19 protein-coding genes are annotated in these 20,785 nt (G+C 58.4%); 6 read left to right on the top strand and 13 right to left on the bottom strand.

Going from position 1 to position 20,785, the window contains the following annotated elements; genetic code table 11:
- Positions 1–50: 50 nt before the first annotated feature.
- Entirely contained in the window at positions 51–959 is a 909-nt protein-coding gene (gene catA / locus ACSQ36_RS32800) for a catechol 1,2-dioxygenase (protein WP_213763836.1), read from the top strand.
- A gap of 164 nt (positions 960–1,123) precedes the next feature.
- On the opposite strand, the gene ACSQ36_RS32795 is transcribed toward catA, so the two are convergent.
- The 3 genes from ACSQ36_RS32795 to ACSQ36_RS32785 all read right to left on the bottom strand — a co-directional run bounded on the left by ACSQ36_RS32795 (position 1,124) and on the right by ACSQ36_RS32785 (position 3,806).
- Positions 1,124–2,089, bottom strand: a complete 966-nt coding sequence (locus ACSQ36_RS32795; protein ID WP_436185268.1) for an anti-sigma factor family protein — start codon at positions 2,087–2,089, stop codon at positions 1,124–1,126.
- A gap of 251 nt (positions 2,090–2,340) precedes the next feature.
- Entirely contained in the window at positions 2,341–3,264 is a 924-nt protein-coding gene (locus ACSQ36_RS32790) for an anti-sigma factor family protein (RefSeq protein WP_436185267.1), read from the bottom strand.
- Positions 3,261–3,806 (bottom strand): RNA polymerase sigma factor, encoded by a 546-nt coding sequence (locus ACSQ36_RS32785; protein WP_213763833.1) that lies wholly within the window; start codon positions 3,804–3,806, stop codon positions 3,261–3,263. Before ACSQ36_RS32785 ends, ACSQ36_RS32790 begins: the two co-directional genes overlap by 4 nt.
- 707 nt (positions 3,807–4,513) lie before the next feature.
- Between ACSQ36_RS32785 and ACSQ36_RS32780 the strand changes: the two genes are divergently transcribed.
- A complete protein-coding gene (locus ACSQ36_RS32780; RefSeq protein WP_436185266.1) occupies positions 4,514–5,212 on the top strand; it encodes a response regulator transcription factor in 699 nt (232 codons plus the stop codon).
- A 39-nt stretch (positions 5,213–5,251) separates the two neighbouring features.
- On the opposite strand, the gene ACSQ36_RS32775 is transcribed toward ACSQ36_RS32780, so the two are convergent.
- Both ACSQ36_RS32775 and ACSQ36_RS32770 read right to left on the bottom strand, forming a co-directional pair.
- A complete protein-coding gene (locus tag ACSQ36_RS32775) occupies positions 5,252–6,295 on the bottom strand; it encodes a DUF1839 family protein (protein WP_436185265.1) in 1,044 nt (347 codons plus the stop codon).
- 29 nt (positions 6,296–6,324) lie between these two features.
- The gene (locus ACSQ36_RS32770; protein WP_436185264.1) at positions 6,325–7,407 is read right to left on the bottom strand and encodes a hybrid sensor histidine kinase/response regulator; all 1,083 of its coding nucleotides are present in this window, start codon (positions 7,405–7,407) and stop codon (positions 6,325–6,327) included.
- A 785-nt stretch (positions 7,408–8,192) separates the two neighbouring features.
- On the opposite strand from ACSQ36_RS32770, the gene ACSQ36_RS32765 reads away from it, so the two are divergent.
- From ACSQ36_RS32765 to ACSQ36_RS32755, 3 genes are read left to right on the top strand one after another with little or no spacing between them, the layout of a single operon-like run.
- Positions 8,193–8,705 carry a YfiR family protein gene (locus ACSQ36_RS32765; protein ID WP_436185263.1) on the top strand — a complete coding sequence of 171 codons (513 nt, stop codon included), beginning with the start codon at positions 8,193–8,195 and terminating at the stop codon, positions 8,703–8,705.
- Positions 8,702–9,979, top strand: a complete 1,278-nt coding sequence (locus ACSQ36_RS32760; protein WP_436185262.1) for a diguanylate cyclase — start codon at positions 8,702–8,704, stop codon at positions 9,977–9,979. Before ACSQ36_RS32765 ends, ACSQ36_RS32760 begins: the two co-directional genes overlap by 4 nt.
- 5 nt (positions 9,980–9,984) lie before the next feature.
- Positions 9,985–10,503, top strand: a complete 519-nt coding sequence (locus ACSQ36_RS32755) for an OmpA family protein (RefSeq protein WP_436185261.1) — start codon at positions 9,985–9,987, stop codon at positions 10,501–10,503.
- A gap of 316 nt (positions 10,504–10,819) precedes the next feature.
- On the opposite strand, the gene ACSQ36_RS32750 is transcribed toward ACSQ36_RS32755, so the two are convergent.
- The 8 genes from ACSQ36_RS32750 to ACSQ36_RS32715 all read right to left on the bottom strand — a co-directional run bounded on the left by ACSQ36_RS32750 (position 10,820) and on the right by ACSQ36_RS32715 (position 18,878).
- A complete protein-coding gene (locus ACSQ36_RS32750) occupies positions 10,820–12,085 on the bottom strand; it encodes an aromatic ring-hydroxylating oxygenase subunit alpha (protein ID WP_436185260.1) in 1,266 nt (421 codons plus the stop codon).
- Positions 12,086–12,243: 158 nt separating this feature from the next.
- Positions 12,244–13,149, bottom strand: a complete 906-nt coding sequence (locus ACSQ36_RS32745) for a LysR substrate-binding domain-containing protein (protein WP_436185259.1) — start codon at positions 13,147–13,149, stop codon at positions 12,244–12,246.
- 190 nt (positions 13,150–13,339) lie between these two features.
- Entirely contained in the window at positions 13,340–14,203 is an 864-nt protein-coding gene (locus ACSQ36_RS32740; protein WP_436185258.1) for a cytochrome c oxidase assembly protein, read from the bottom strand.
- Positions 14,204–14,411: 208 nt separating this feature from the next.
- Positions 14,412–15,377: a sterol desaturase family protein gene (locus ACSQ36_RS32735; protein WP_213763823.1), complete on the bottom strand. Its 966-nt coding sequence runs from the start codon at positions 15,375–15,377 to the stop codon at positions 14,412–14,414.
- 8 nt (positions 15,378–15,385) lie between these two features.
- The gene (locus tag ACSQ36_RS32730; protein ID WP_436185257.1) at positions 15,386–16,402 is read right to left on the bottom strand and encodes a YncE family protein; all 1,017 of its coding nucleotides are present in this window, start codon (positions 16,400–16,402) and stop codon (positions 15,386–15,388) included.
- Between the two features lie 539 nt (positions 16,403–16,941).
- Positions 16,942–17,607: a hypothetical protein gene (locus ACSQ36_RS32725; RefSeq protein ID WP_436185256.1), complete on the bottom strand. Its 666-nt coding sequence runs from the start codon at positions 17,605–17,607 to the stop codon at positions 16,942–16,944.
- 308 nt (positions 17,608–17,915) lie between these two features.
- Entirely contained in the window at positions 17,916–18,380 is a 465-nt protein-coding gene (locus ACSQ36_RS32720) for a hypothetical protein (RefSeq protein WP_436185255.1), read from the bottom strand.
- Positions 18,381–18,425: 45 nt separating this feature from the next.
- Positions 18,426–18,878: a zinc-finger-containing protein gene (locus ACSQ36_RS32715; protein ID WP_436185254.1), complete on the bottom strand. Its 453-nt coding sequence runs from the start codon at positions 18,876–18,878 to the stop codon at positions 18,426–18,428.
- 401 nt (positions 18,879–19,279) lie between these two features.
- Between ACSQ36_RS32715 and xdhA the strand changes: the two genes are divergently transcribed.
- Positions 19,280–20,785, top strand: a complete 1,506-nt coding sequence (gene xdhA / locus ACSQ36_RS32710; protein WP_436185253.1) for a xanthine dehydrogenase small subunit — start codon at positions 19,280–19,282, stop codon at positions 20,783–20,785.

Genomic DNA, 20,785 nt, shown 5'->3' with positions numbered 1-20,785 from the left:
AGTAGTCCGTATCAACGAACACCGACATCACATAACACACGGAGACAAAAATGAACCATCAAGCTATCGACGTGCTGCTCAAGACCATTAACGACAGCGCAACCAGCGAAGGCAATGCGCGCACGAAGGCGATCGTGAATCGCGTTATGCGAGACCTGTTTTATACGATCGAAGATCTCGATGTGCAGCCCGACGAGTTCTGGACCGCGCTCAACTATCTTGGCGAAGCGGGCAAGAGCGGAGAGCTTGGACTGCTTGCTGCGGGCCTGGGCTTCGAGCATTTCCTCGACTTGAGGATGGACGAGGCGGAAGCGAAGGCCGGTATAGAAGGCGGCACGCCGCGCACGATCGAAGGCCCGTTGTATGTAGCGGGTGCGCCGGAGTCGGTCGGGCATGCGCGTCTGGATGACGGCACCGATCCGGGCGAAACGCTCGTGATGCGTGGTCGCGTGAACGGCGAAGATGGCGCGCCACTGAAGGATGCGCTGGTTGAGGTATGGCACGCGAATCATCTGGGTAACTATTCATATTTCGACGCGTCGCAACCGGCATTCAATCTGCGTCGAACCATTCGTACCGATAGCGCGGGTAACTATAGCTTTACGAGTGTCGTGCCGGTCGGCTACAGCGTGCCGCCCGCGGGCAAGACCCAGCAATTACTCGATCAGTTGGGTCGTCATGGTCATCGTCCGGCGCATATTCACTTCTTTATCTCAGCGCCGGGTTATCGCAAGCTGACGACGCAGATCAATATTGATGGTGATCCGTATCTGTGGGACGACTTCGCGTTTGCCACGCGCGATGGTCTTGTACCCGAGCTTAAGAGGGCGGAAGGGGCGCAAGGCAAACCGTATGGCGTGGAGGGTCAGTTCGTGCTGATCGATTTCGACTTCACACTGTTCAAGCAGCGCGATGATGTGAAGAGCACGGAGGTTGAACGCGTGCGCGCGGGGGCCTGATAGCGGGAGAGGCGAGGTTACACACCTTGATGCCTGGTTCGCTGTTCACCGCTGCAATGCGGTGCAGCGAACGCTTTACGTTTAGATGACCTCATACGTGTCGCTAAGTGCCGGATGCGCCGGTAAAAGACGGGTCCAATCAACAGAACAGCCAGGCGATCAATTTATTCCACGCTTGGCGCCACGTTAACCGACGCCAGGGCGGCAGCTACCGGCAAGGAGATTTCCCGGCTGAACAACGGAGCGGTTCCGCCAGCCGATATCTGCTTGCCAAGCACCGTCAGGTCGACACTTTCCGGCTGACCGATCAACGCATAGCCCAACCCGGCTTGCCGCCATGTGACAACGGTCATGGAGTCGACCCGCTGATCGGCCACCGCGGCATCTGGCTTGGCCTCCTTCATCACGCACAGCGCAACGGGCGCGCCTTTCTCTGGAAGATAGACAATTTGCACGAGCGGTTTGTTGTTGAACCGCAGGCGCTGCACGCGCTTGAATGTGAGGCCGGATGCGCTCAGGTCCGGAATGCGCAGCGCGAGGCCATCGTCCTGGCGAATTTCCTTGACGGTCTTGATCGACAGGTTGGTGTCGGGAACGACGTTCGCCAGCGTCTCGCGGGAATAGAGCTGCTGATAGCCGGCCGCCGCCATCACCCAAGGCGATACGCTCATGCCGACCGACGCAAGCGAAGCGCCGGCATTCGATGCCGGACCCATGCCGGGACCTAGCCGAAGCACCAGTCCGCAGGCAAATGCGCCGGCCAGGAAGGCGACGCCTAGCCACGCCGGCGCAACGCGTAGCCGTGAGCGGACGGGTGACGAGGACGCACTGCCTGGAGCACGGGGAACGACGGGATCGTTGACGCTAACGTCGGGACTGGCGACGGGCCGGGCAGTTTGCGCTTTAGCCACACGCGCCATCTCTTCGATCTTTGCGCTAAGACTAGCCGGCACGGGCGGCAACTTTTGCGCGGCGAACGCATCACGGTACGGTAGCCGCGATGCGTGCAACAACGCGACACGCTCCGCCGCGTCGGGAGACGTGCGCAGTTCGCGCTCGACTTCCTCGCGTTGGTGCGGCGGGAGTTCGCCGTCCACGTAGGCCATTAGCAGGATATCGTCCGATTTCATAAGACTGAGCAGTTACTTTCGCTGATGATCAAATTCGCGCTTTTTCTCGTGCGCCGATTCGGTAAGTGGTCGGTTTCCGCTAAACAGGCCTGTTATAAGTGTATCTGCGTTTCGCCGATGAGCGGCGGGCTGTGTGTTTCGTGCAACCGGACGTGATTCGACGGACTAAGCATTCCGCCAAGCGCCAACCGGCCTGCACGGCTCAAGGCGTCAGGCGTTCACCAGCTTATAAGCCTTAGGCCGGCCATTGCTTACCCGGCTAGCGGGAACAGCGCTGAAGTCGCCTTGCTAAATAGCTGCTCCACCTCGCGGTTCGAAATACGCTTGCCGAGTGCGTCCAGATCGACGCCTTCGGTCTTGCCGATCAACGCATAGCTAAGTTCCGCTTGCCGCCATGTGACCACGTGCATGGTGTCGACCACCTGTGCTGCAACCGCTTGATCCGACTTCACGTCTTTCATGACGCATAGCGCGACGGGCGGTCCTTTCTCAGGCAGATAAACGATTTGCACGAGCGGCTTGTTGTTGAATTGCAAGCGGCGCACGGACTTGAAAGTCAGGCCCGCGCTGCTTAGGTCGGGAATGCGCAGCGCGAGTTTGTCGTCATGGCGAATGTCATCGACTATTTTTGATGTCGCTGCCGGATCCTCGTCGGCGTAAGCCAGCGTGTCGCGCGTATAAAGCTGCTGATAGCCAACCGCCGCGGTTACCCAAGGCGAGAGGCCGGAGCTTGCCATGGCGGCGCTGCCGGAACTCGGCAAGCCCGGGCTGAGAAGAGCAAACGTTCCGGGCCGCAAAAAGAGTCCACCGCAAAACGCGGCGGCGACGCACGCCGCCGCGAGCCACGTGGGAACCGCGCGCAAACGCGAGCGAACCGGTGCGGCGGCGGGGGTAACGGAGGGCGCTGGAACTGAAGGATCGTTTGCGCCTGCAGCCGCGCTTTTAGCGCTGTGTGCAAGGGCCATCGCTTCGATCTTCCGGGTCAGCGAGTCCGGCACCGGCGGCAATTTTTGCGTAGCGAACGCCCGCTTGTAGTCAAGACGCGATGCTTGCAGCAGCGCTACCAGCTCCGCGGCTTCAGCAGAAGCGCGGATGAGCGCCTCGACTTCCCGGCTCTCTTCGGGAGCCAGTTCGCCGTCTACGTACGCCATTAGCATGAGGTCGTCGGCTTTCATGCGATGGAGTCCTTGCGTGCGACCGAGGCCCGGGCTTTCGAATCAGGCGTGCCTAACAACGCGCCAACCGCCTGACGTGCCCGCGACAACCGGCTCATGATAGTGCCGATGGGGACCTCCAGAACATCGGCCGCTTCCTGATAGCTCAAGCCTTCCACCGCGACCAGCAACATGACCACACGCTGCGTTTCGGGCAGCCGTTCAACGGCGCTGATGATCTGGCCGTGCATGAGCTGGGTTTCCGGACCTTTGTCGACGGGGTCGGCGATGTTTTCGAGAAAGTCATCGTCCCAATCCATGCTGGAGCGCTTGCGTACGCTGCGCGCTCGCAGCTCGTTGATCCAGGTGGAATGGACGATTGAAAACATCCAGCTTAGCGGGGATGTGTCGGGCTGCAATTGATGCGCTCGTTCAAGCGCCCGGACGCAAGCTCTCTGGACGAGATCCTCGGCGTCGTGCCGATCGCCTGAAATGCGAAGCGCGAACGCCCATAGTCGCGGCAGCATCGCGGGAAGCATGCCTGGTAAGTCTGCGCCGTTCATTGAACGAATGTCTCCTGTGATCCCGGTGTCGACTCAAGCGACCTTGAGCGCAGGCAGGTGCGTGCTGCATCGCGTTAGTTGGACATTTTAGCGTGAGTCGGCGCATGTCGCTGGACGGCATGTTGAGGCTTGGACGCTTTGGGATAAGGGCGAGCTGCGCGCGCCCCATTGTGATTTAACTAAGAACTTAATATGTCCGGTGTTTGCTTGAATCCAGATCTCGCTTGCGGCGGTTATAGCGGGATTGATCTTCTGACGCGCGATTAGCTTGTGCCGAAAATTGACGAGGCGCTTGCTCACGCGTCTTCAGCACCCGCCTGGAAATCTGGAATCTCGGCGCTAACGCCACCTTGCATTGATTGACATTTCATCGCGGCTTTTTTGGATATGCTTGATACCGTCATCGATGCAGCATTTGATCAGGCGAATGAACGCGGCAATTCGCGGAAATCAGGGCTCTCTCGCCAGCGCTGGGCACGTCCGCTAACGCCAAGATGCAAGGGGCAAGTTTTAGCACCTCAAAACGGCTCGCTTTAATCGATATCGACAACCACCTTGCGCTGTTTCATCTCTCGCTGGCTTGCGCGAATGCGATGACATGAAAACAGCGAGTACCACTCTCGGCAGTTTGATTGCAGGCATGAACCGGCACTGTTTGCCCATGAGGACCGGCAAAAGATCAACGCGATTATCAAGGACCCGTGGCAATGCGAATCTGCGTGTTAGATGATGACCTTGAGCACAACGATTTTGTGACTCAAACCCTTACGGCGGCTGGCCACACCTGTCATATCTTCACCGATGCAAGAGTGTTTATCTACGAGTTGAGGCGGCAGACTTACGACTTGCTGGTGCTCGACTGGAACATGCCGAGCATGTCCGGCGACCTGGTCCTGAAATGGATCAGGGAGAAGTTAAAACCCAATCTCGCCGTCCTGTTCGTGACCAACAGAAGCTTTGAGGCAGATATGGTCGCCATGCTCAATGCGGGCGCCGACGATTACATTGTCAAGCCGGTGTCGCGTTGCATGCTGCTGGCCCGCGTGGAGACCATCCTGAGGCGCGTCTATCCGCTCGTCTCAGCAGAGGCTCACCAAATCTTCGGCGTCTACGATTTCGATTGCGCTACGCAACACGTCTCAGTAGGCGGAATTCCCGTCAGCCTGACGCACAAGGAATTCGAACTCGCCTTGCTGCTATTCCGGAACCTCGCCAGACCCCTGTCGCGTACGCACATACGCGAAACGGTGTGGCGGCGGGATGTCGAGCTGCCCTCGCGGACGATGGATACGCACATCTCCCATATTCGTTCGAAGCTTCAACTGCGGCCCCAGAATGGCTATCGGATCGTCCCCATCTATGGCTACGGGTATCGATTCGACAGGGTGTCAGAGGAACAATCCTGAGCGGTGTTTGTTCCCGTTGTTTATAGGTACAGCGCGCGCCTAACCTATGAGCGCATCGAGGGAACCGATGGTCTGGTCATAAGATGCCGCCAATACGTCGAAGCAGTCGTCGCACAGGTCCGTCCGCTTGTCCAGGTTCGCTCTGGCCACACGGAACTTCATCATCATCGCTTCGCTAGCGATCTTTTGCGCCGCGGCTGAAATGGCTGTGGGGATATCGAATCCTTGTGTGCGCATCCAGTCCAGATATTTCGCCAGGTACTGAAAATTCGCACCTAGTTGCTGCATCAGATTGAATGCGTAGAGTTGGAGGTAAGGGTTTCCACGTTCCAGGATCGTATCCATGTGCCCGGGAAACGCGCTGCGCCAACGATCTATGGGATTGCTTGCCGGGCGCCGGGCCAGATGCACAATCAACAGGTCGGCGGATGCTTCCGCAAGGGCAGTTCCTTCAAGCGCCGGTCGTATCCGCTTGGAAAATTCAACGTAGGGTAATAGAAGATTGGATTGTTTGTAAAACTCGGGTAACCGATGAAGTACCCCGTCGTAGTCCTTACCATACAAAAAGAAATAACCGGCGTTATGAAAATAGCCTAGTTGTCGTGTCCGTGTATTGATGTAGTCAATTCCTATGGTTGTCTTGACGTGGTCGGACCGGTACCACGTCCCCTTCATGTCGGGTAGATAGAAGCCATCCACTTCCATAATGACGGTGTTATCACGCTGTGTTTGCCCAGATAGCCGCTCTTCAAGCGAGTCGTAGATCGCCAGTTCCTGTACTTGCAGGCCGTAGAGGTTATCCAGGTCAACATGCGGAAATTTGAAGAGCGTGAACTGGTCGCCTTCAAAATCTTGCATTACGGTAAAGCTGAGCGCCGCACACGGATCGAATCCGTAGCTGTTCAGCAACTCGATCCACAGGTCACCACAGGCGTTCGCATTGCGCCAGATGCGAACGCCTTGATGAAGCGCGTGTGAACGGAACCGGCGCAGCCGATGTGGCGCAGGGTCAAGTTGCACCACGCGCGCAGGGCGACGACCGCCGATTGCGCCGGGCCTTGTTTTATTGGTTGCTTCAATCATAGGTTCGAATGGTAGATGGCTGATCTCCGTCACTGCCTGGGAAGCTTGATCGCAACCACGAACCCCACGGGAGCGTGCTGCATCGAAAGATCGCCGCGGTGCTTGAGCGCGGTCATCTTCACAAACGCAAGGCCGAGTCCGAAGCCGTCGTCGGCGGAGTTCGCGCCTGGCTGGATTCTCACGAACGGTTCCACGGCTTGTTGAGTCCCGGATGAAGAAATTCCGGTGCCTGCGTCCTCCACGCTGATTACCCATTCGTTAGCATCGGACACAAGACGGCAACGGACCTCGGAGCGCGCAGGGCCATACTTCAGCGCGTTATCGATCAGGTTGCTGATGGCGCGCGTGAGCATCATGCGATCCGCCAGGTAAAGACACTGCGTGGCAGGAACATCCATGACAATCCGGCTCCCAAATCGACGTGCCTTTTCCCACAACTGATCGACTGCGTCGACCACGATCTCGCTCAGATCCGTCATTTCCAGCGCTTTCGTTTCTGACTGGGCAAGTGTCAGGCGGATGAACCCGTCCGCTAGCGCGAGCGTACGCCGCGCATGCATTTCGATCCTTTCGAAGACGACCGACGCGTGACCGAATTCATCGCGATGGTTGTCGACCAACGCTAGAATTGATACTTGCGGCAAGCGCATGTCATGCGAGAGAAAGTCGAGTGCCTCGTCCCGGTGACGCATTGCCTGGTAGGCGCTCGAGTGATAGCGAATACGTGCAATCAATTCAATTGCGTCGGGTAGCTTTACAAGGTAATCGTTAGCACCCGCCAGAAAGGCGGCGTGCTTCACCGTTGATTCTTCTTCCGTGGACAACACGATGACCGGAATCTTTGACGTAGCCGGAGTCGTGCGCCAGACCCGCACGAGGTCCAGTCCGTCGATACCCGGCATCACGAGATCCTGCAAGATGACGGATGGTTGCAACTGCATCGCCGTGTTCAAGGCTCTTCGCGGATCCGTGCAGACGTGAAGCTCAATATCGGCTTCGGACGAGAGGGCGCGTCTGATGACTTCGCCAACACAGGCTTGATCATCAATCAAAAGAACGAGGACGGGTGAGGCGGGCGGTGCCAGGCGGATATCGTCGGAACTTTCAATCATATGCAACCCGAATGAATACGTGCACACATGTTCCAGCACGGGCCGGATAAGCCTGGCGTCCTACGATGCGTAGTGTCGAACGCTTGCTCCGGGGTTCCCGTGGTTGTCTCGCAAGACCTAGTTAGTGACTCCAAGTGGATAATGTGGAACCCTGACTTCTCTTTCCAGAGAAAGATGGATTTGCCATTGTTGCTAAGAAAATTCAATTTTCTTCATTCTAATCATGCACTGGCGAGCGTGTTCGATTTCTCGATAATTTAACCGTATTTAACAGTAGACTTTATCGGCTGTGCGTTGACTATAGGTCGATTGATGACGCCGTCGATCACCCTCCGACTTGTCCTGAACACTGCCTCAAGGACGGCGATTGTGTGGACGGCGGGTTGCGTCTAACAAAGGTTGACAAACCGCCAACCTAAACAGGATTAGCATGAGGCGGGGAAGGCGTGAAAGAATTCACCAATAAGACTGGCTTAGCTGACATGGCCGAGGTTATCAAGGTGCTTTAACCTGACGCATCTTCCTTTCGCTCACGCCAATCCTTGGATGTTCTCCCTCTTGGACAGGCTCGGAAAAATCAGGAAACAGTATTAAGACATCCTGATCGAATTGACGATCCTGGCCCCGTAAGCCTATCGCAGAGACAAGTGTTAGCTGAGCCTCACGGATTTATGATTGAGCCACATACGTACACTGATAACCTACCTGTCTCCGGTGGATTGCACGCGTTGCGACGCCTCGCTGTTCGGGCTCTGTCATATATGGCATTTTGCTCGGTGGTTTTGGTGAGCGGACTGACGTCATGCGTGGCGCAGGGGCAAACGGCAGCGCCTCCGGAGATTGCCGATGGGCCAGCGCGTGCAGATCAGGTGGCGCGCATTATTAAAGGAATCGTCAGCTTTACGCGCTGGCCGGCCAGTTATTCCGTCAGGCGGCTTTGCGTCGTGACTCCCGCGCTCTACGCCGGCAGCTTAAGCCGGTTCACTGCGGAAAACACGGGCCGGCCGGTGGTAACACGGCACTACGCGATCGCAGACACGCGCCTTGAGACCGACTGCGACGTGCTGTATATCGAAGTGACCGGCGCAGCCGCACAACAACTTTTCCGCCGGCTGGCAGGGCTCCCGGTACTCAGCGTAGGAGGCGATGACGAAGCGTGTGCACAGGGCAGTCTCTTTTGCCTGACGCGCGTGAGCGGTGCGGTTTCGTTTGCCGCGAACCTCGATGGAATCGCCCGTAGCGGTCTGCGAATAGACCCAGACGTGCTGCTGCTTGCGCGTAGGGAGGACAGGAGATGACACCTCCTGGCATCCGGACCACGTCACCGCCGCTGACGCTCGCGCGTACCTTGCGGCGCGTGCATCTCGTGTGTGCGCTCATCGCGGTAAGCCTCACAGGCGGCTCACTGATGATAGTGGGAATGATCAGGCTGCAGGCGCTCGAGAACCATAACCTGCAACTGCTCGCCCGATCAATTGCTTATAGTGCGGAGGCCGCCGTTGTCTTCAACGATCAGCGTGCGGCACTCGATTCAATTGCCCGTATTGCATCGAGTGATGAGGTGGAGTCGGTTTCCGTCTTCGATATCCATGGCGGCCGCCTGGCCACGTGGCAGCGCACACGTAACGACTCGCACGAGAAGATCTGGGGGCTCGTCGACAGGCTTCCATGGCGCAGTGCGGTTGCGGTGCCGATCCTTAACGAAGGCGTACCGGTCGGTGAAATCCGGCTTCACGGCAGCCCAAACGGACTGCTCGCTTTTATCGTGACGGGCTTCTTGTGGATTGCTGCGGGCATGGCCTTGAGCGTGGCGAGCACGCTATATCTTTCGAGACGAATCTTCAATCGCATCACTATTCCACTTGGCGAGCTTGCTCGCGTGACGCATCAGGTGCGTAGCGCCCGCTCGTTCGGGCAGCGAGTGCCGCCTGCGCACATTACGGAGTTGAACGATCTCGCAAGCGATTTTAATGCTCTGCTCGAACAACTTGAGAAGTGGGAGGCGGGCATGCAGCTCGAAAATAAGTCGCTTGCACATCAGGCCACCCATGACAGTCTGACGGGTCTTCCTAACCGGACGCTTTTCGAGCGTCGCCTCGCGCACGAGGTGGAGCGCGCGACACGGGACAAGCAAAGGTTTGCGGTGCTTTTCCTTGATGCCGATCGATTCAAGGAGGTGAACGACACCATGGGTCATGCAGCGGGCGACAAGGTGCTCGTCGCCGTGGCGGCGCGCGTTCGTGAGCAGCTTCGCGCGGGGGACCTCGTTGCGCGGCTGGGCGGCGACGAATTCGCCGCGCTGCTTTCGCCCCTGCGGGACGCGGAGGATGCCAGTCGCGTCGCCTGGAACATCGCCGTGGCGATGCGGGAGCCTATCGTATTCGATGACGGCACGACGGTCATGTCTTCGGTGAGCGTGGGCATGGCGGTCTATCCCGATGATGCGCTGGATGGCATCGGTCTGATCCGCGCGGCCGACATAGCAATGTACCTGGCCAAGGCTCGAGGCAACAAGGAGTGGCGTTACAACGCCGCCGGTCTTCGAGGTCGCATGGTTCATTTTAATGAGTAGGGGAAATGCTTAAAACGTTAACGCTGTTTTCGCGCAGAACGCGCCTGCTGGCCGTGGTGTTGCTGTGTGCCGCGGCGCTGAGCGGCTGCAAGACAATCCCTGCGAGCGCGCCACAGGACCTGGCGGGTATGCGGGTGGCGGTCCTGGAGCGGGACGGGTTTGTGAAGACCGAAGACGGGTGGATACTGGGATTATCGGACAAGCTTCTGTTCGATACAGACGAGGACCAACTTACGCCCGAGAGCCGCCAGGTTGTTCTGGAAATCGGGCGCTCGCTCAACGCAGTTGGTCTCGTCGATCTAAGAGTACTGGGTTATACCGACTCGGTTGGCAGCTTGACCTACAACGACGCTCTTTCAATGAGGCGCGCGGCTGCAGTGACCCGTATATTGGTGGATGCAGGCATCGCGCCGAGTCACATCCGACAACAGAGTTTAGGCAAGCGCAATCCTGTTGCTGACAACCGTACGGCGGAGGGCCGCGAGCAAAACCGCCGGGTCGTCATTATTGTGCTAGCCGATTGATTGATGTAATGGGATTGGTCGGCGTTTAAGCTACGTTGCCGCTTGGTGTTGTTGAGCGATTTAGATCATCTACGAATGCGGGTGCCACGCGACCAATGGTGAGTTTGTTAGAAACAGTATCGAAGACGAACAGTCATTTCTATACCTGGGCGAATGAAGGTCGCCAAGCTTGCCGGCTAGTCGAATAGAAGTGTTCGCGAGTTCGTCGACGACCGCGAAAATTTGTATTTGAATAGTATTCCTGTATGAATTAAACGCTAGGCACATCAATATCCGGTGACCGCGCCAGATCACAAGCGTGACGCGAGTCATGGCATCAGATGCCGTGCGCTTCCAGCCGCGTCGCGTACCAGCTTGAAAATCGTTCGAGATACGACTCGGTGAAAGGCGAGAAAGGTCCGGGCCGGTAGCCGGGGTCTTGCGTACCCTGGTGATTGATCGCAACAAGGCGGGCGTCCTGAGCATTGGTTGCCTGCCATACCTCGATCAGATCGGACAGCGCGTAGTCAACGCCCTCGATCGCATCCTCGTGAACGAGCCACTTGGTTCTGACCAGTGTCCGATCCGGTGCAAGCGGGATGAGGTACGAAATGACCGCGTGGTCGCTCATGACATGCGACCACGAGTTGTGCGTCCACAAATGGGTATCGCCGAGATCTCGGCGCGTGTTGTCGCCGAGCAGCCGGGTGCTGGCGACCTTTGTATTCATCGTTTGCGATTCGCCGTTGCCGGCTATGACCAGGCGCTGTGTTCGGAACAGCGTGGCTACGTCATCCAGTCGTTCTACGGCTTCGCTGAGCAGTCCCTCCTTGTGCCAGCTCGCCAGCGAAGCCGCGTTACGCGCCCGATATTCAACGAGCGCGCGCTCCGATTCCTCACTTAAGCCGTCGGGGCAGAAGCCGAAATCTTCGGCCAGGAACGATACGGTAAGCTCGGGATGCGTTGCGCCGCAGTGATAGCATTCGCGATTGTTTTCAATTGCCAGCTTCCAGTTGCCGTTTTCAATGATGTCCGTTTCGTAGGCAATTTTTGTGCGGGCCAGATCGAACGGTTCCAGGCGTGGCGCCATGGTCTCGTCAAGCGCCGCAATGTCCGCGGGCGCTTCGTCGTTCAGGCACACAAAGATCAACCCGCCTATTACGCGTAGGGGGACGGGCATCAGGCTGCGGCAGGTCGGATCGAAATCCTGTCCCATGTGCGCTGCGTGTTTAAGATCGCCGTCGAGGCTGTACGTCCACTGATGGTAGGGGCAGACGAGCATTCCCACGGAACCCTTGCCTTGCTCGCGCAGGCGCGCGCCGCGATGACGGCACACGTTCCGATACGCTCGAACGACGTTGTCATCGTCGCGAACGATGATGATCGAGGCGCGGCCAATATCGACCGCCGAGACATCGCCAGGCTCGCGTACGTCGGCAGTGACACCCGCCATGATCCAGTGCTTGTGGAAGAAGATATCGACGTCGTTCTCAAACACGTCCTGCCGCCCGAACAGGGCGCCGGGCATGCCGTGACCTGAAGCCCGACTGCGAAACAAAGCGCCGTGCGTAGTGCCGTGCATAGTGCCATTGGTGCTCGACATCCGCTGGTCCCTATCAGATTCCCTACGTTGTCAGGCGCGACATGAGTTGCGTGATGAACGGAGTATCGACAGGCCAATTCGAAGCGTCAATGCGCTTTATTTGCTCGCTCGCATAACAATAAGTAATGGCAGCGGTGAGGAGCCGAAACACCCTCGATTCACGCCGCCGGTTCCTCACGAAGCCATTCGATGACGGCATCCACCGCGGGCGTGACGGCGTGTCCGTGCGGCACGACGGCGTAATACGCGTCGGTCATTTTCACGCACGCGTCGCCGAGCGGCACCAGGCGTCCCGACGTCAGCATGTCGCCCAGCATCCGCCGCCAGCCGAGCACGATGCCCTGGCCCTGCAACGCGGCATGAATGGCATCGGTGTACAGGCTGCAACGCAGGACATAATTCAGCCGGCTGCGCTTGATGCCCACTGCGTCGAACCAGTCTTCCCAGCCCATCCAGCCCTCCGACGTGGAGTCGTAGGCAATGAGCGGGGCATCGCTCAGGTCATGCGGCGACTGAAATTCGCCATGTGCTTCGAGCCATGATGGCGAGCAGACAGGCACCACCTCCTCATTGAAGAGCAGCGTTGAGTGACCGTCGCGCCAGTTGCCCGAACCATAGCGAATAGCAATATCCACTTCGTTATGACGCAGGTCCGCGGTGAACATCTGCGTGGTCAGGCGAAGCTTCAATTGCGGCTGCGAGCGCTTGAGCAGCGGCAGCCTGGGCAAGATGCGGAATTGTGAAAACGCGGCGGTCGCCAGGATGGCGAACTCCTGCTCGCGTGTGTTGCTGCTGAGACTGTCGAAGGTGCCCGCGATCTTCTGGAGCGATTCCGATGTGACGAAAAAGAGGGCTTCGCCTTCTTTCGTGAGCGCGATCGAGCGATGCAGCCGATGAAACAACTGCAGCTTCATGGCGTCTTCCAGAAAGCGGATCTGCCGGCTGACGGCGGCCTGCGTGACACCGAGTTCGTCGGCTGCGAGCGTGAAACTCTTGAGCCGCGCAACGGCTTCAAAGTCGACCAATGCGTTTAGCGAAGGAATCAGGCGACGGTATCCTTTCATTTCTCGCGCTTCCAGTTTTCTTCGGGGACCCGCTTGAGTTGCTCGCATGGCAACTTGCGTCCGGACTGCTAATGTTGATATTACCTGTTGTTATGCGAGAGCCAAAATAACGTGCGTTGACCGCGTAGTTTTGCCTGCCGATACCGCCGCGGATTTCTAACCGAATGCTTGGGCGGATCTCACCATACCGTCAATTCCCCAGGGCAGGCTTCGCTCGCCGTTTCGCAGGCCTCGGTTTGGGTGGCACACGGGCGGGGAGTTCGGACAGACGCATCAGATGGCGCAAGGCCATCATGGCGCCGATCGCCTCAAGCACTCCGGCCGGCACCCACATGATGAGTCCGCCGAGACTCTGGTCGAGCGTCGCCGGAACCGACGTGAACGCACGGCCGCAAAGCGTAAAGACCGGATAGAGGTCGTGCGCCGAGAATGTAATGATCGCGCCGACCAGAATCTGAGGGGTCATGGTGATGACCGGCGACAGCACTCGCAAGCCGGGCCGGGTACGACTCGGCGGATGCGGTCGATGATCGAGCAGCATCCACCAATACAGCAGCCCGCTCACTGCGACTGACCAGTTCATGAACGTGTAGATGCGCCAGTCCAGCATGGCGACGAACTGCACGGATGGAATCAGCCAGAAGACAACCGAGATGACGAACGCCGCCGAGATGAAGGCCGGATTCAGCACAACGGCAGCGAGTACACGCGCTGGCCTGCGGTATTGCCAACGCCGCAGCGCACTGCGCCAACGCAACGGCAGGCCGGCCCGGAGTGTACTGCCTGGATAAGACGACATCAGGATCAGCGGGGCAAGATGGTGCAGTACCAGATGCTGGAGCCGATGTACAAAGAACTCGTGCTCGGCGTAGTAGTCGAGCCGCGTGTGAAGGGCTATGTAGAAGAGCGCAAGACCCACCCAAAACGCTATTCGCCGGGCAATGCTGATACGAACGTGGCGCGATCCTCGCGCATACAGAAAGGCTGTGATAACGAAAACTGCCACGAGCCCGAAAGAAGGTTCCCATGGGACGAGCAGGTTAAGCAGAGACATGGCGGGTCAGAATAGGTAAGAGAGGCTTGACGCGCTCGCGTTTGCGCCTCAGCGACCCGCATGTTAGCAGGTGGGTGGGAGGCTTGCTGGTGGGGGAAAAGTGGCGTGAGCTTTGGGCAATGTTCGCGGGTGTCGCGCTCGTCGTAGTACCCGCAGCCCGGCATCGGTTATCAGATGCCGGGCTGCGCACGCGGCCGTGCCAACGCCGTCAAGAACTGCGGCGCGCCTTTTTCGATGGCTGCCGGATTTCATCGAGGAAAAACTGCAAACCGCCCAGTTGCTGAGCGAAGTAACCGCCGCTTGCCATCGACTCAGGCGCGCGCCGGTCTCCGGTGGGGGGATACTCCGCCGAGAAGTCGGCCGTGCGAAACACGATGTCCCAGATCGGGAAAACAGCGCCGTAATTGCAGGAGTTACGGCCAGCCGCACGCAGTCCATGATGCAGGCGGTGAAAGCGCGGCGAGACAAGCAGCCTGTCACCAAGCCAGCCAAAGGACATGCGGATATTGGCGTGACTCAGGCTTTCGACGAAGCGCATGAACAGGAACAGCAGCGGAAATTGCAGCGGCGGAATGCCGATCGCCAGACCGACCACGCCAAACCAGATTGCCGCAACAAGGTCGTCCAGCAGGTGGTTGCGGTCGTCGGACCAGAAGCTCATCTGCCGTTGCGCGTGATGCAGCGCATGCAATGCGTACCAGCCGCGCCATGAGTGCGACAGGCGGTGACGCCAGTAGTCCGCGCAGTCGAGAATCAGCGCGTATGCGAAGAACGTGATGATCGGGTGTCCGAGCAGCGCCGGTACGACAGTCTCCAGCGTTGGCGGGATATAGCCGTGGTCGACCACGAATCCGTTGACCCACACCTGCACCTGATAGAACAGCAGGAAGCTGACGACCGGCAATACACCGACGCGATTGAGCACCGTATAGAACGCGTCTGTCATCACCGTTTTTCGATCTTTCCAGTGCTCGATCGGAAAAAGTGCTTCCAGCGGCCAGCACACGGCATAGGTGACGACGACAGCGAACATCCCATACACGCACACGAGTACCCAGTCGAAAGACAGCTCTTCCCACTGCATCCAGCCGAAGTGATACAGCAGCGGCAGGACGAGGTACTGATCGATCTCGCCGGCCAGAGCGTTGAACAACCTGTCGAGGAATATCAGCATGGCGTTCTTTACAAAGCTTCCGCGGTGATTGGACCCTTACGGCTCAATTCTGAACTAAGGAAAATGCCATGCGGCGAGCGTCCCACATCGATAGTCTCGTAAGCGCCGCTTTTTGGGTCCAGCACCGCGACCTGTTCACGAAAGCGCAACGTAACCCATAGCTTGCCATCCGGTGCGATGCCAATGTCGTCCGGGCCGCCGGCGTGGAACGGATACGTGCGTTGTATCGCAAAGGTGGTGGGGTCGAGGGCGACCAGGGAGCCGCCGATACGGTTGGACACGTAGAGCGTGCTGCCGTCCGGCGAGAGGAAGATATTGTGCGGACCAATTCCCGTCTTGACTCGTCGCAGCACGTCACCCGTAACCGGATCGACCTCCGCCACGTGATCGCTACCCATGACGCAGACAAGCACCTTGCCGTTATGCCACAGCACGCCGGCCGGGGTTGAACCTACCTTCGACTTCCACCGTATCGCCATGGTGGTCAGGTCGAATGAGACAAGTGTTCCCGACCCTTGCATGGAATTGAAGCTCCACCGCGAGTCCGGCGAGAAATCCAGATGGCTCGGCATGGAGCCGGGTGAGAAACGCTTGGCGAGGCTCAGGTCGTCAGCGCGATAAACATCGACATAATCGAGTCGAAGCGCGTTGACGACGAGGTAACGATGATCCGGCGTAAAGCCAAGTTGGTAAGGATCGGCAATGACCTTGTGACCGAGCGCGGTACCGGTATGTGGATCGACGATGAATAACGCATTGCCGCTCGCATCAGCTATATAGAGTTTGTTGCGGTCCTGCGAAAGTGCCCAGTGACTCGGCTCGCGCAGCGTGGGTAAGGTACGAACCACTTTGTGCGACACCATGTCGATGACCGAGACACTGGCTTCGCCGGAATTCATCACGATGGCTAGCGAAGATGTGGCGGCGTTAGCGATTTCAGACCGGAGCGCCATAAATGGCGACAGACTCAGGCTTAAGGGAACGGCGAGGCCGCGGCCAAGCACTGCGCGACGTGAAAGCTTCATGGGTGTATGCATTTCGGAAATCAGCTTTCTATTTGACGAAGAAGGAGTGCGGCGAACTCAGGAGGAATCATGTACGCAGGAAGATCGGCAAACTAACGACACCCCAGATACTTTCAGTTCCGTAATCGGACTCGTGGGTTCAGACGAATGATGCGTGATTGTCGCATTTTTGCTTGAAACCATACTGCGCCGAATTATGTTTCTGACGCGGCCTTCGTTTGGTGGACGGCCGTTCAAACCAGCGGGTACCGGGGCGCTTGCGTAAGATCAAGCGATGAAATATGCAAGGTGCCTTATCAAGGTCATGGTTTTGCCAGTAGCAATCAATCGGTTGCCGCCGTACGTTATTCATCGCTGGTTTAATTTGGCATGCGAATCAAAAATTCGAAACAATGCGGTTTCGCGTTTCGATATGGTGAGGGCGGAGTGAATGGCAACCGGTGAGAATATACGGGAAACAGGTCCTCACAGGCTGTAGGAGTCCGCACACGGCAACACCGAACGCAGCCTATGCACGATTACCAACAACAAACATAGACCTACGCCGAGCCGCCCACGGCGAGTCCCCTTCCTCTGTTTCCGGAACGGTGCGGACTTTGAGTCACGTGCGAAGGAGCGGCGGGGACTCTTTCGTTGCGGACTTTATGGCGCTGTTCCCATGCCGTGTATCGGCTGAGTGCTGCGTCGAACTCGATCAGGTAGTCGTGATCCTTGACCGCGCCCAATTCGTTTTCTTCGCGCAATTCAACTGCCATCAGCCATGCGCGTCGCCCGAATTCAGCACAATGCCCTTTGATGTAGGCGGCGAACTCGTCAACATTCGAGCATCGGTCATTCGACTGGATCCGCTCGGCGTTATGCGTTTGATCGGCGCTGAAGGCCCGAAGGTACGATGCCTTTCCGGCGTCGAGATCGCGCCACTGGATGTCATTGGAAAACGCAAAAGGCGGTATCTCTATGTCGCCCAACTGCACATGCCGCTGCTCTGACAGGTCTCTGCGTTCTGCGCGATCGATGGTCACCTGACAGCGGTGGGCAAACTCTTCGAGGACGATGGCCGTAGCCAATGCGGTATGACGACCGGCATGGACACGCTCGGTGGCGCTGCGCGCTGAGTTGCGCTTGCGAGCAACCGCATTGCAAGCCACGTTGACGACCGCGCTGAAAACTCCAGCGCCTAAGGCGACGGCTAACCAAGGCGACATAGTGCTCTCGCTAGATTTGACCGGCGCGTCTTCTGCCGATCTTCACAGATGCCAATGCACAACAAGACGACTCTCCGCAGGCGGTGCAAGTCCGGTCACATCGGGAGCAGCCGGATCAATTTAATCATTTTGCTATGACCCATGTCACTTTATTTCACGAATGACGCATGCAGTGTTGTGAAGTTTTGACACCGTGGAAACCCGCTCGTGCGGACAAGGCAATTGGCTTATGGGTGGCGCGGCGAATCCGGTAGGCGGCTTCAAGGGAAATTCGGAGCGAGACCAGGAAAGTAAGAAAGATTTTCCGTTCACGCCCTCTTTAGTTTTGGCATCGGATCCGCTTCGCCAGCTTTAAGGCGCTCAAGCCGCTCGCTGGCCGCGGCGAGTACGCCCAATGGGGCGTTGTGGAGTTGCGCATCGTGCACGCATACGATGCCGGCGAGCTGCTGGCAGCTTGCGTCGTCCAGTTTCCAGACGCCCGTGGCCTGGCCTTGCGCAAACGCAGCGTTAATCGCTATCTCGCCCTGCAGCCACGCCTCGCGGGTGACGTGTCCGTATCCGGCCTCGGCGACGTACGCCGTCAGGATCAGGACTTCTGCAAGGGATTGGGTTCCGGCCATCCATCCGGTGCCGTCGCGCAGCGCCTGCAGTGCGCAATGAGCGTGCAATGAAAGTGTGTCCGCCTCCGCCCTGGGCATCGGAAGAAGCTGCATTTTGGACAAGCGGACACGCGTTGCTTGCGCGCTGCGGTTAAACGGTAGGGTACGGGCCATGGAGTTGTCAGGAGAGTTGTCCACAGGTTAACGTACAGGTCGCGGTTATTCTGAAGGGGTGGCAGTCCGGCGATTTTGTTCGAATTCTTCGATTACGCCGACAGCCGCCTTGCATTGCTCAAGGTCCAGCAAATTGATGTTGCAGGCTTTCGGCTCTATCTCCAGTTCCCCCGCCAGCCACTTATAGCCCTTTGATCTTGCCTCGAAGATGCTCACGCCGTCGCGCCTGGCCTTTGTCTCAGCCATGGGTTCCAGCGCGGCGTGGAGTTTCGCTTTCCATTCCCGCAATTCGGCATTCGCCAGCCGGCCGAGCGGGAGGTTGCGCGTACTGCGTGCGAATATCCCGATCCAGGCCTCGCACGGTGCGCATAGCCATAGCGGCCCGTGTCCGTCCTGATAGGGGTAAGCCGCCTCTCCGGGCCGCACAAGCGTCGCCTTTGCGCCGCAATAGTCGCAATTCGGATGAGGCAGAGCTTGAACCGGACGGCCGACTCGCATGATTTAAAGGTTGCCAGAGAAAACAGGGAATATAGCAAAAGCGGTGGTCGCGCATGACGGCATAGGCGGCAAGGTGGCCGGAATGTCGACGACAGCCCCCAAATGCGTCCGTGGATTCATCACGACAGCTTTGCCGATCGCGCGAACCCCGAGGTCCCGACGGCTTCCGTCGACCAGAAAGACGCGTCGATATACCCCCAACCCTCCGTACAGCCCGTGACTTATCGCCGCAGCGATATGACGCGCATATCTCCCCCGCTATGGGTTCTAAATATTGACAGTGATACTTTTCGAACCGTCACTGCGTCGGCGGTCAGGCCAGCCGGAAAAAAGCCGCGGGACGCTACAACTGCTACACCTACCCGTAGAGCAATAACGCAAACCAACGCGAGCATCGAGACATGAGCCAGCCCATCCGCTTTTACCACCGCAACGCGATCCGCGAAGTCAGCGACGCAGCCGTCACGCGCACCGTCCTCCAGTACCTGCGCGAAGACGCGCTTTGCACTGGCACGAAAGAGGGCTGCGCCGAAGGCGATTGCGGCGCGTGCACGGTTGTTCTCGGTGAACGAGACGAAGCGGGCGGCGTAAAGTTCAAGGCGGTCAACGCGTGCATTCAGTTTCTGCCGACGCTCGACGGCCGAGCGCTATTCACCGTCGAAGACCTGCGTCAGCCCGACGGTTCGCTGCATCCGGTGCAGCAAGCGATGGTCGAATGCCACGGCTCGCAGTGCGGCTTCTGCACGCCCGGTTTCGTGATGTCGATGTGGTCGTTATACGAAAAGCACGGCCACGAGCATTCGTGCGCGCACAAAACCGTACCGTCACGCGCCGATATATCCGACGCGTTGACCGGCAACCTGTGCCGCTGTACCGGCTACCGGCCTATCGTCGATGCAGCGGTACGGATGTTCGAAGTCCCCGCGCCCAAAGCGCCGGTCAATCTCGCCGCGTTGTCCCGCACGCTCGCTACGCTCGAACGCGAAGACATGTTCCGCTACGAACATGCGGGCCAGCGCTTCGACGCGCCGCGTACCGTCGATGAACTCGCGCGTATCAAGGCCGCGAAACCATCGACGCGCATTCTCTCCGGCAGCACCGACATCGGCCTGTGGGTCACGAAACTGATGCGCGATCTGGGCGATATCGTCTACGTCGGGCGAATCGGCGCGCTGCAGAAGATCGAAACGTCGAATGACTGGATCGAAATTGGCGCGGGTGTCACCGTGGAGCGGGCCTACGAAGAACTCGCGAAGCACTATCCCGAACTGAAGGAAATGTGGAAGCGCTTCGCGTCGCTGCCGATCCGCAACGCCGGCACGCTCGGCGGCAACATCGCGAACGGTTCACCGATTGGCGACTCCATGCCGGGCCTGATCGCACTCGGCGCACACGTGATCGTTCGCGGAAACGATGTCGAGCGCGAGATGCCGCTCGAAGACTTGTACCTTGCGTATCAGAAGAAGGACATGGCCGAGCACGAATTTGTCCTCGGGTTGAAAGTGCCGACGCGCACCGGCGTGCGCGTGAATCTGCAGTTCCGCACCTATAAGTTGTCGAAGCGTTTCGACTCGGATATCTCGGCGGTGTGCGCGGCGCTTTCTTTTATCGCCGACGGCAACACGATTCGCGATCCACGCATCGCGTTCGGCGGAATGGCCGCAACGCCCAAGCGCGCGACGCATGTAGAAGCCGTGCTGCGCGATGCCGACTGGCACGAAGCCACCGCGCAGGCAGCCATGCTCGCGCTCGCGAAGGACTACGCGCCGCTGTCCGACATGCGCGCGTCGAGCGACTACCGGCTCGAAGCCGCGAAGAACACGTTGCATCGATTCTGGCTCGAAACACGTCCGAATAATCCGTTGCCGAAAGCGGCGCTGGACGTACGCGCAGTGACGGCTTCCTGA

It is taken from the genome of Caballeronia sp. LjRoot34, from assembly GCF_964253815.1.
Lineage (GTDB): Bacteria > Pseudomonadota > Gammaproteobacteria > Burkholderiales > Burkholderiaceae > Caballeronia.
The sequence above is the reverse complement of the archived record's forward strand: the minus strand, read 5'-3'. Positions and strand labels throughout refer to the sequence as shown.